This is a genomic window from Acinetobacter seohaensis, assembly GCF_056431365.1.
In genome coordinates this window covers 1-10,986 of record NZ_JBWKMK010000014.1, presented here as the reverse complement: position 1 = coordinate 10,986, position 10,986 = coordinate 1, and the positions used below count along the sequence as shown (strand labels likewise).

The window sequence follows — 10,986 nt, the reverse complement described above, 5'->3', positions numbered from 1 at the left end:
GAGCAACTGGAGCAACTGGAGCAACTGGAGCAACTGGAGCAACTGGAGCAACTGGAGCAACTGGAGCAACTGGAGCAACTGGAGCGACTGGAGCAACTGGAGCAACTGGCGCAACTGGAGCAACTGGCGCAACTGGAGCAACTGGCGCAACTGGAGCAACTGGAGCAACTGGCGCAACTGGAGCAACTGGAGCAACTGGCGCAACTGGAGCAACTGGCGCAACTGGAGCAACTGGAGCGACTGGAGCAACTGGAGCAACTGGAGCAACTGGAGCTACTGGAGCAACTGGCGCAACTGGAGCAACTGGCGCAACTGGAGCAACTGGCGCAACTGGAGCAACTGGAGCAACTGGTGCAACTGGAGCAACTGGCGCAACTGGAGCAACTGGAGCAACTGGCGCAACTGGAGCAACTGGAGCAACTGGTTCTACCGGTGCAACGGGGGATACAGGTCCATATCAACCAGTCATTCGCCCAGAGGTTGGTAGTTATACTTTTAATGCCAATATTGCTAATAACTTATTTGTCCATCGTTTAGAAGATCGTATTGGTGCAAGTGAATACACCAATATGAATAAAGATGATGTTGGTCAACTTTGGTTAAGAGCTGTAGGGGGCTATAATGAATTTGAAGATAAATCTGGACAGATTGATACCGATGGTCATCATTATCTTTTACATGTAGGTTTAGGTTTGGCAAATTTTGGCGAAAAAGATGAATATAATGTCGGATTAATGGCTGCTTATGGTAATGCAGGGAGTGATTCCAAATCATCTATTACAAATTATAAATCATCTTCAAAAATAGATGGTTATGGCTTTGGTTTGTATGGAACCTGGTTTGAAAATCCGACTGAAAAAACTGGTGCATATCTAGATACATGGGCAATGTGGAGTAAGTTTAAAAATGAAGTATCTGGACAAGATTTTGCAACAGAAAAATATGACTCTTCAGGGGTTACTGCCTCAATAGAAGCTGGTTCTAGTTATAAATTGGGACAAAGTGAAGGCGTTAGTTATTGGATTCAACCGCAAGGTCAATTTATTTACCAAGATGTTCAATTAAATTCATTTAAAGAGAAATCTACAGGTACGCTAATTGATGAAGGCAAGGGCAATATTCAAACTCGTCTTGGTGCAAAAGCCTTTCTTGTGGTCCCTACAGATATTGCAGCGAGCTCAAACTATCGCCCATACGTCGCATTAAATTGGATTTATAATTCTGAAGACAAACTTGTGAAGTTAGATAATAGTTACTATGGTATTTCTGGTAACTCAAATTTGGGTGAAATTAAATTTGGTGTTGAAGGACAAACAAGCAAAAACAGTTATGCATGGTTTAATCTTTCATATCAGATGGGTAGTAATAACTATAGCGATTTCATTGGAAATATTGGTTGGAAAGTGAATTTCTAATTCTAGTATTTAAGTATTCTTATTCTTAAAAGAAATCCTTCAAGAAGCCTTGCAATGCAAGGTTTCTTTCATATAGAAGTATGTAAATAGAATCAAAGAGAACAAATATGACACTTTGCTTAAATATGATTGTAAAAGATGAAAGTCATATCATTGAACAAACATTAGAAAATATATGTCAACATTTTAAGTTGGATTACTGGGTGATCTCAGATACTGGATCTAGTGATCGTACACCAGAGATTATCGAAAACTTTTTTAAAGCGAAAAATATTCAAGGTGAGATAATTTATGAAGCTTGGCAAAATTTTAGTTATAACCGTAATATTGCTTTAAAAGCTTGTCTTGGAAAAAGTGATTACATTCTTATTTTTGATGCAGATGATTCTTTAATAGGTGAGTTAAGTCTACCGGTTTTACAGAAAGATGCTTATTATTTTCAACTTTCCAATGAAGATCTCTCCGTAAAATATTTAAGAAAACTCATTATTAAAAATAATGATCAGTATCATTGGCGTGGTGTTTTACATGAATATTTAGAAAATAAAAATGAACAAGAGGTAGGGGAAGTTCAAGGCGATTATGTCGTTATCTCAGGTCGAAAGGGTAACCGGAGTTTAGATAAAGACAAATACTTAAAAGATGCCAAAATCCTTGAAATAGCTTATATCGCTGGTGATGATCCAGATTTATTGCCACGTTATGCATTCTATTGTGCACAATCATATAAAGATGCTGGACAGATTAATAAAGCAATTGAATGGTATCTAAAGCGGGCTGAATTAGATACGGGTTGGTATGATGAGAAATACTGTAGTTTTGAACAATTGGGCTTACTTTATGAAAGTGAAAAAAATTATAAAGATGCACTATCGTATTGGCAGATGGGGATAGCTTATGACCCACAAAGGGCAGAGTGTTGGTATCATTCGGCTAGACGACATAGTTGGGATCATCATCCTGAATTGGCTTACTGTTTTGCCAAACAAGCTAGTGAAATAAAAATGCCAGAAGGTAATCGTTTATTTTTAAAAAAAGATATTTATAAATTTTGGTCACTATATGAATGGTGCTTAAATGCATACAAACTTGGAAAATTTGAAGAGTCTTATCTAGCCTTTAAAAAATTAGTCGAACACAGTCCAGAAGACCTTGTAAATCGTTTAACGCATCAAATGAATGAGTATCGTTGTCTTATTATGCAAGACTCTTTTTATGATGTACAAATTTTAGCAGTCAATTTAAATAAAATTGGCAAAAGATATTTACTAGAAAATATTTTAAAAGATTTTAGTCAATCTTGATTTTAAGAGCCTCTAAATATTATTGCAGTCATTAAAAAACGGTTTTTTTGCATAAATATTTTGCAAGATATTGATTTTTAATTTTTTTTAAATATTTATAAAAATAAATATAATAAAATCATAGTGTTAAGTGTTTGTGCAACAAAGCTGCTTTGAGACCATGAATATCATGTCTGAAACTACTGCTACCTCAAATTGATAAGAATTATATGCTTATCTTATTCAGAAGTAATCTTTAGCTTTGCTACAATTAACATAATACACCTTATACGCAATGCAAATTTTTATTTCTTATAAATCATAGCTTTATCTTGTAGTAAAAAGCCCAACTGTACTCAGTTGGGCTTTTTTAGTGATTGTTCATGTTCCACGCTTATTTCTTGATCAATGTTTCACAAGTTTGATTAGCTCAGTTGAATAATGCCCTTAGCAATTCAGCCTTTAAAATCTGTTTCAGTTCGCAGAGCCTTAAAAATACGTTTCGCTGTTTCCTCACGAACCGATTTTGGATCTCGTAAAATATTCGAAATCCATACTGCAAATGCTTGATAATCCTTATTGCCTGCAAGGTCACTGATGCTGTGTACCTTTGATAAAATCGAGCTGTATGTACTGATTTGGCTATCAGACATTTTGCAGAACATATCGAGTGTGTGCGGATCTCGACCTGTTTCGATCACTTTCGGCTTTGGCTTCTCTTTAACAGTAAACCTAAAGCCGACCACAGAACGCCCTTGCTTTACATTCTCATAGCTGAGGTCAATATCAGTATTGTGATTGATTTCATTTAATGAGGGTTTTATTACACGATCTTTGAGATTTCCTATTCTTTTATAAGATTCAGGTAATTCAAATTGCTCAAAAAGATCATCAAGGCTGATCTGAAAGCCACCCATTGCCTGATGCTTCTTAGCTAAGTGGTAAAGGTCTAGTGAGTAGTCTTTCTTGAGCCGTAATACAACTTCTTTCTTGTACTTGGTGTAAGGGTTTAAAGCATCAAACTCCCTCAAAAGAAGGAGGACTTCATCTGTAAAATAAAGTTCTGACCCTCCTTGCCCTGCTTTATAAATCACCTTCTGTAGCCATCTAACTTTTACCCGATCTCCATTTTGGGCAGTGTATCCAAAGAATCGAGTGAAAAGACGATCTGATGCGGTTTCTAATGCAGTATATGCGGTTGAAATGTCTATACCACATTCCTGTGCGTAGTCACTAGACGAGATAAAAATGGGATCATTGCTTGATATTTGCGTTGTTCTAGCAAGTGGCGTAGCCATGATAAAAAGACGCTTTTCATCAAGACTCATTCCCCTATAGCATTCTGTTACACGGTTTTGTAAAACCATCCAATCCTTTGGGTAGTGTTTTCTCAAATCAACTGCCATATTATTTATTCTACATTGTTTAAGCTAGTAGTTTTTATACATTAGTCTACATACTTATTCAAGTAGCTATTAAGTATAAAACTACAAACTTATATTTGTAGTTTTATACTTGGCGTTTGTAGTTTTTAAACTTGGCGTTTGTAGTTTTTAAAGTGCATTTAACTTGGCGTTTGTAGTTTTATACTTGGCGTTTGTAGTTTTTTAAAGTTTGAAAGCTTTGCTGTGCGTGGCTTTGAGGGGGAGCTAAAAGTATTTAAAAGCTTTTTAAAAGAATAAAAAGGAGCAGGGGAGTGAAAAACTGCCCTATGGCACTCGCTAAAGCTCGTGTCATTTTGACCTCGCTTTGCTCGGTCTGAGGGGCAGTTTTTGGGTTAATATTGTTTGTGAATTCCAAAAGTAAAAGCGACTATGGATTCGCTTCGCTCATAGGGCTTTATGCTCGCTTCGCTCGATCTAGGCGCAAAGGTCAGCATGTAATCCACTACCAGTTTGAAGCAGATATTTTAAAAAACAGTTTTTCAGAGCTGTCTAGGCGAAAATTTTCTTTGTGTCGCTCGTAGACACTCGCTAAAGGAGATCTGACATGAGCAAAGATGATTTGGTTTATCTCTCGATGAAGAACATCGCCGAGCCGTGAAAATTTTTCAAAGCTAATGAACATGGTGTTTTTTGTGAAGTAAAAGGAACATGGGAAAATTTCTTTAAAATCGATAAAGATCCAAGAGGATTGGAGGACTTTATGATAGATCGTGAGCAAGACACACCAAGAGATATTGATTTATAGCTCACAGTTTGCTCTGTATGCGATTTTAATAGTGTTTCAATAGGGTTTCATAGGGTATGGATAAAGATTCGCTTAGAGCGCAAATGGTGAGCATTTAAAGACACCCACCTCGTTTCGAATTGTTTTGGCACAATTCCGAGGGGGCAGTAGTTCCTTTATCGCAAGGGCCGCACTATTACGTGGATTTAAATCGCCAAATATTCAAATCATGTGAACGCTGATTTTATTCATAAAATCAGAAAATATTTATCCTATGGTGGATAACAACCTCGAAAAACTATGTCTTCAGAAGTTTAGTTTAGTCCGAGCGACCAACTCGAACAGCAGGGGAGACCAATCCCCATTTAACCTTTTTGACTCTCCTGTGGCTTTAAATCCACAGCCTTCAAGCACTATGACCATGCAGGAAGTAACACACTCAACTACAGTCCCCTGTAGCCTCAACATCACTCTTTCGCAAAACCACGATTCCCTTAACAAGTCATTTCTGACAACGGTAGCTATGGTTTTTTAACCAACTTTTGATAAAACAACTCAAAAGAAAATTCTTATTGATTATCAATTTTACCTGTAATTATAGATCACTATCTATTTTACAAATAAAAACAACAACTTATTCAGAATTATTACAGTACAACTTCGGCAAAACATCTGCCTTATATGCGCTACTAAAGATCGCTCCAACACATCTATGCCGATAACTAAAAATTAGTTATTCAAAAACTTAGGTGACAAAACCTAATGACATAAAAGTGCGTCCCAAGTTATCTAATGAAGTCTTAACAAGCAGTACGTTCATCCACTAATTTTCTAAACCTTTTCCTTGCTTTTCGGTACGCAGTTCCAAAATACCGATTCCGCAGTTTAAAAAATATCATCGTGGGTAGAACACTTACTTAGCACAGTCGATGAGGATCTCTCCCCACCTTTAACACGTTTAAGCTATACATCGACCTTTCGAGCCAAAATGGAATGTCATCACGACAAATTCACCACCTGACCCAAAAGTGCCACTCTCGCCAGCTTTCACCTTGATCGCCTGTACCCTCTCGAATACCGCAGAAGCCATCGTGTGTGCCACGCACCTCGCCAAACCATAAAGATTCAGCGAAGAACGGTAGTTATTAACGCTACTCTCCATCTTTGGATTTCACTCACTATTTCTTCAAAAGCAGGATTTCAGCCCTTTCAGCCTAGAATGGGGTTTAACCCATTCGCCACCTTTCGGTGATTCCGTTTCCTTGTCGCCCAACTTCAAGAACCAACAATGAAGTGGATTGAGTAGAATTTGAGGGTAGGCAAAAAGCCACCCCTCATCAGCCCTCATCAAAGCGTACCGAGCCACAGTTAAATGGCAGTCCGCTTCGTCAAGCAGTTTTCAGGCTGTCAACCTTTCCACTGTGAGCTGTTGAAAATCAAAATTTTTAGTGTGCCTAACGGCACACTAAAAAACGGTTAAAGGTCTTTTAGGTGCGTTGGTCAGACACACTTCACAACTGATGAGAAAATCATAATGCACAAAAAATATGCTGTCTAGGTGCGTTCCTAAGGAACTACTTATTACCCTCTTACAAATACCGTCTAGAAGTCCTTAAAACTTGCTTCGCAAGTTCACCATAGCTTCGCTATGGAAAAAGCAAAAAACAGCTAAAAACCAAAAATCCTTTTACTCGATTACAATGCTAGTTTTTGATCAAAAAACAGCGTATTTTGTGAATTAACCCTTGATAACAATTATTGGAAATATTTTGGATGATAATTTTTAGTCCACACACAAAATTCACGATGCAACGGCTTGCTGACCACGTTGCTAATGGTGCGTATTTTTATTTCGGCTTTGAGTACGACAGTTCTAAAAAATCTATTGAATCAGTTTTGGAGAAGATGACAGAGCGTTATGAATTGGGGATTTCACCAAGACAGCGTTCTTACCGCCTAGAAAAGGGTCATCCTATTTGCACGATGATCGTACAAAGAGATGTTTTTAATGAAAATAAATGGTTTCTGTATTGTCTATTCACCACGCCTACAAGTAGAGATTTCAATACTTTCAACGGTATTGAGATTAATAAACTTGCCAAAGAATCAGAACGTTTAAAGATTGAGAAACTTAAAGAGAAGTACAAAGGCTTTAAGTGGGATCTTGATTCGATCTCAGCAGAAAAGACCTTGATTGCAGACTACTTCAAAGATAATGAACCAAAACAATTTGTCTTAAAAAATCCGATTGCTGTCAAACCCACTGCCCTAGTGACTATGGAGCTTTTTAGAGATACGCATAAGACTTATAAACAGCTCATCTTGGGTGATGAAAAAGACTACAAAGACCGAGTAAGGGCTTATACGTGGACTTGGCGATATACAAAGCAAAGTATTGAAAAAATTAAAACTAAATTTACTGATTCTATTAATAAATTGGCCAGTCAAAAAAATAGTTCTCTAGCAGAGAAGAACCGAGCCGACATTAAAAATCTATTCCTGATGGTTGAAACATGGTCTGTTTTCAAAGCAAGCCGTTCCCAAGCAGGGCAGATTATCCATTTTGCACAGCGTTTTTTAAAGTACAGGTCTAAGAAGCAGAAAACATGGATGCAGATGGAAATTGCTACACCACACTTGACCTATCTACCACGATTGCCGACCTATGCGGATACGATTCATGAGTACACTTACAGACGTAACTTATTTGATGAGCATGGTGTGGAAGTGCCTTTGAAACTCATTAAAGACTACTATGGTGGTGGCTATTACAACATACCGATTCAAGCCTATGTAGCTAAAGAATTAGAAATGCGTGAGAACGGTAAAGCCATTGCTCAAAAAGCGGATGAGCTTTACTTACAAGTGCTTGAAGATGAGTAAATCCGCTAAGAGAAGCTATTAAATATGGACTTTGAATAGGTTCTAACATGCAAATTTCGTATAAGAGATTTTATGTTAAATAAAAAAGGTATCTAAGAAGATACCTTTTTCTGAAATCACTGTTTATAGAACCATAAGGGTAAGTAAATTGGTTCAACGCCACTATTTGCAAATAGCGTACTTAAAAAACTTCTCATATATGGATAACAGATCGCTGGTACACATTCTTCTAATGTCTGTCTTGCATTTTCGCCCAATACTTCAAAGCGGAAAAACATATCTACAACAGCTAACTCTTTTAGATCTTCAGATTGTTCATCTTCGCTTGGTTCGTATTTGAATGCATAATGTATGAAATAAATGCCATCATCTCCATCGGATGGTTGGATGATTTCATGACTTAATGGAAGGTCTTCTACTTTTTTTATATTTGAAAAAAAATCTATAAGATCTGAATTGAAAATTATAAAACTTCTCATGACCTTATGGTCAAGTAGCTTGATACTCATTTTAACATCTCAAAGGGCTTAGATTTGAAGAAATACTTTTGTAAGAATCTAAATTAAATTCCTTGGGTAAGTTTCTGCTAGATTGCACAGATCCTAACGATTCAATAGTACTCTCAAAGCGTTTATCGTCTTCAATATGAAGAACATCAGCAAATTTTATCGCATTCATATATAGATTAGAGAATGCTGATTTAATCATAGATTGATTAGATCTTCGCATAGTAAGGTGAGCGAATTCTTTAGTCACTAATTCCATATATCGTTCAGTACTACTGACTAACTCTACTTTTGGTGATTTGTTAGTGTTAGCAAAATGTACGTCTTTATGTTGCTCGATGAACATCTCAGCAGTAGTTTTGGTTTTCCATGCTTGTAAGGCTGCTCTTGCAAGCTGTCTTTTGTTGGTCATGTTCTACTCCGAAAAACTATCTACATATTCCCTAGGATATATAGGGACTGAATTAGTGATGCAATTTTTAACTTCTTCAAAAACACAAATTTGGGGTCTACCCATAGGTCTATATTTATCATGATCACTCTTAGAATTGGGTGTCATTTTTAAATACTTGTGTTTTTTTAAATATTGAAAAACTGGTTCTGCTTCCCATAAATCTGTAATAGTGACAGCTTTAAATGGAAAAACGTCAGGATCAGTTTTTCTGAAAAAGTGTAAAATTGAACTAACAGTTGGTTCTGGAAGCTTTTCTGCCCCAGGCTTACCCTTAGATTCATTATATTTCTCTAGGTAAGCTTCAACTAACCAAAAAAAATGATCTTCATCATCAGGGTTTTCAATTAAATCAAGGACATCATCTCGATCTAATACAATTTCATATTGAGTGATGAGATAATCAGACTTTAGATTATATTCTCCCCACCACTCAGCATATCTATCACTATTTAACCAAAAGTAATAACCATCTGTTAACCATTGATAAACTTCATCCCCAATGCTACCAGGCTGTTCTAAAAACTTAGATTCAGCAAAATGAGGTAAATTTTTAGTACCTGCATTTATATTGTTGTAGTCACAACGTGTGGTTTGGAATCCGAAGCAAGTCTTCAATTGAGCAGACACGATATCCCTTTTACATTATGAATAGTAATAAATTTTGCGAAATTATATAGAATTTAAATTAAATTACTATATGAATTATCTCTTTGAGAATAAAAGGTTTTATTAAAACAAAACGTTAACTGAAATTATGGCTTTAAATCTGAATTTATTAATACTTTATTTAGCTCTAAATAAGTTCTCAATAGTTCTGCAGATAAACTTGGATTAGTAGGGCCTATATTTGCGATTTGTTGTGCTAAGAACCCAATTTGAGAAGTAAAGAATTGATATTTCATTTGCTCAGGTGTTGGCTGTTGTAATTGAATCTGCCCCAAATTATCAGCAACGAAAGAATTATTAGGAATCATAAAGCTATCTCTTTAATTTATTGATTTTAGTAAAGTAGATTATTTTAAATATTGGCATTAGTCTACGTTATTTCTAGATTTTGAATCCTCAAGTAGTTTTCGTCTCTCTAAATGATACTTGTCATTCTGTGCTTTTAATTGTAAATCACTCTTAAGATACTCCTTTTCCAATTCAATTAGTTGATTTATAAAATTTAATTTTTTATCTATAAGAGTAATTTTTTTATCAAACTCTTCTGTTGATTCTATTAGGTTATCAATTAGTTTTAAAAAGTCTAATTCATGTTCTTTACATTCAAAATGCATAATATGAGTCCTTTTGCTGTTTAAATTTTTCTAAAATTAACATAATACACCTTATACGCAGTCAAAAATGGGAGCCTAAGCTCCCATTTTTATTGATGATTTTTTAATTCTTTTAGCATAGCATCCCGTAAGATTTCATTCATACGTGTTTGATAACCTTTCCCTTGTGCTTTGAACCAAGCAAGTACATCAGCATCTAAACGAATGGAAGTCTGTTGCTTCACTGGACGGTAGAACTGATTATGGCGTACAGCATTGCTCCAGTCTGTAATTTCAGGAATATCTGATAGATCTAGCTTATCGTCAGGAACTGTTCCCTTAGCAAGCAAGTGTTCAATTTCAGCATCTTGCTTGTCGCTGAATTTTTCATTCAGCTCTTTGCGTGAGTATCTAACCATGCTCATATTTATCTCGCTCTGCTTTAGTTACCTGTCTTGCACTAATGATTCGTATGATTTCACAGTCATCTTCATCAAAGATGGTATGAGCTACTAAGAGCATTAGTACGCCTTTCACTTTTCCAATGGTCTGCCAACGTTCTTCGCCATCGGTATGTCTGTCCTGGATTGAGATCCTTAGAGGATCTTCAAAAACAAGGCTTGCAGTTTCGAAAGAGATATCATGCTTTTTCTGATTCTTTCGATTCTTAGCCTCATCCCATTCAAAATACTGTTCCATAAAAAACATTCAAATTTGTATATACAATAATGTATCACAAAATTGTATCACTCAAGTTGAGAAGCGTAATTTTTAGTCAAATTTATTGGCAAAAACTATCAAAATCGCTCATAAAAAAGCCGACTTGTTTCAAAGTCGGCTTTTTGCTGATTTCTTAGTCATGACTAAATTTTTAAGTTATTGATTTTCAAATTAATATACAAGTGTATTGCGTATAACCACCATTATGTTAAATGGCTCAAAATTTACATTTTAAACTGCGAATAAGAAGTTTATCTTAGATGTGATAAACAACTTTTTGGATGAAAATTAGTTAAT

General features: G+C 35.9%; 11 protein-coding genes. 3 read left to right on the top strand and 8 right to left on the bottom strand.

The genetic code is table 11. The features are described from left to right. The coding region (locus AC07E5_RS01470) for an autotransporter outer membrane beta-barrel domain-containing protein (RefSeq protein ID WP_498624501.1) at window positions 1-1,415 on the top strand (1,415 nt) is incomplete at its 5' end. 107 nt (window positions 1,416-1,522) lie between these two features. Then, window positions 1,523-2,719, top strand: a complete 1,197-nt coding sequence (locus AC07E5_RS01465) for a glycosyltransferase (protein WP_317300067.1) — start codon at window positions 1,523-1,525, stop codon at window positions 2,717-2,719. A 434-nt stretch (window positions 2,720-3,153) separates the two neighbouring features. Here AC07E5_RS01465 and AC07E5_RS01460 read toward each other — a convergent pair whose 3' ends face one another. Further along, a complete protein-coding gene (locus AC07E5_RS01460; RefSeq protein ID WP_087933499.1) occupies window positions 3,154-4,104 on the bottom strand; it encodes a replication initiation protein in 951 nt (316 codons plus the stop codon). A 2,569-nt stretch (window positions 4,105-6,673) separates the two neighbouring features. Here AC07E5_RS01460 and AC07E5_RS01455 point away from each other — a divergent pair. After that, window positions 6,674-7,750 carry a hypothetical protein gene (locus tag AC07E5_RS01455; RefSeq protein ID WP_407509510.1) on the top strand — a complete coding sequence of 359 codons (1,077 nt, stop codon included), beginning with the start codon at window positions 6,674-6,676 and terminating at the stop codon, window positions 7,748-7,750. Between the two features lie 116 nt (window positions 7,751-7,866). Here AC07E5_RS01455 and AC07E5_RS01450 read toward each other — a convergent pair whose 3' ends face one another. From AC07E5_RS01450 to AC07E5_RS01420, 7 genes are all read right to left on the bottom strand, one after another. Further along, the gene (locus AC07E5_RS01450; protein WP_498624500.1) at window positions 7,867-8,259 is read right to left on the bottom strand and encodes a hypothetical protein; all 393 of its coding nucleotides are present in this window, start codon (window positions 8,257-8,259) and stop codon (window positions 7,867-7,869) included. Window position 8,260: 1 nt separating this feature from the next. Next, on the bottom strand, window positions 8,261-8,668 hold the full coding sequence (locus AC07E5_RS01445) for a hypothetical protein (RefSeq protein ID WP_498624499.1): 408 nt from the start codon (window positions 8,666-8,668) through the stop codon (window positions 8,261-8,263). A 3-nt stretch (window positions 8,669-8,671) separates the two neighbouring features. Further along, window positions 8,672-9,337: a hypothetical protein gene (locus tag AC07E5_RS01440; RefSeq protein WP_498624498.1), complete on the bottom strand. Its 666-nt coding sequence runs from the start codon at window positions 9,335-9,337 to the stop codon at window positions 8,672-8,674. 125 nt (window positions 9,338-9,462) lie between these two features. Beyond that, entirely contained in the window at window positions 9,463-9,684 is a 222-nt protein-coding gene (locus AC07E5_RS01435) for a hypothetical protein (protein ID WP_498624497.1), read from the bottom strand. 57 nt (window positions 9,685-9,741) lie between these two features. Continuing rightward, the gene (locus tag AC07E5_RS01430; protein ID WP_498624496.1) at window positions 9,742-9,990 is read right to left on the bottom strand and encodes a hypothetical protein; all 249 of its coding nucleotides are present in this window, start codon (window positions 9,988-9,990) and stop codon (window positions 9,742-9,744) included. Window positions 9,991-10,079: 89 nt separating this feature from the next. Continuing rightward, window positions 10,080-10,394 carry a BrnA antitoxin family protein gene (locus AC07E5_RS01425; protein ID WP_336151851.1) on the bottom strand — a complete coding sequence of 105 codons (315 nt, stop codon included), beginning with the start codon at window positions 10,392-10,394 and terminating at the stop codon, window positions 10,080-10,082. Continuing rightward, entirely contained in the window at window positions 10,381-10,668 is a 288-nt protein-coding gene (locus AC07E5_RS01420) for a BrnT family toxin (protein WP_045796150.1), read from the bottom strand. The genes AC07E5_RS01425 and AC07E5_RS01420 overlap by 14 nt, the downstream gene beginning before the upstream one ends. Window positions 10,669-10,986: the final 318 nt, after the last annotated feature.

Bases quoted from the DNA above. Each gene is read 5' to 3' on its own strand.
- AC07E5_RS01465 (WP_317300067.1), top strand. From the start codon at position 1,523: ATGACACTTTGCTTAAATATGATTGTAAAAGATGAAAGTCATATCATT.
- AC07E5_RS01460 (WP_087933499.1), bottom strand. From the start codon at position 4,104: ATGGCAGTTGATTTGAGAAAACACTACCCAAAGGATTGGATGGTTTTA.
- AC07E5_RS01455 (WP_407509510.1), top strand. From the start codon at position 6,674: ATGCAACGGCTTGCTGACCACGTTGCTAATGGTGCGTATTTTTATTTC.
- AC07E5_RS01450 (WP_498624500.1), bottom strand. From the start codon at position 8,259: ATGAGTATCAAGCTACTTGACCATAAGGTCATGAGAAGTTTTATAATT.
- AC07E5_RS01445 (WP_498624499.1), bottom strand. From the start codon at position 8,668: ATGACCAACAAAAGACAGCTTGCAAGAGCAGCCTTACAAGCATGGAAA.
- AC07E5_RS01435 (WP_498624497.1), bottom strand. From the start codon at position 9,684: ATGATTCCTAATAATTCTTTCGTTGCTGATAATTTGGGGCAGATTCAA.
- AC07E5_RS01430 (WP_498624496.1), bottom strand. From the start codon at position 9,990: ATGCATTTTGAATGTAAAGAACATGAATTAGACTTTTTAAAACTAATT.
- AC07E5_RS01425 (WP_336151851.1), bottom strand. From the start codon at position 10,394: ATGAGCATGGTTAGATACTCACGCAAAGAGCTGAATGAAAAATTCAGC.
- AC07E5_RS01420 (WP_045796150.1), bottom strand. From the start codon at position 10,668: ATGGAACAGTATTTTGAATGGGATGAGGCTAAGAATCGAAAGAATCAG.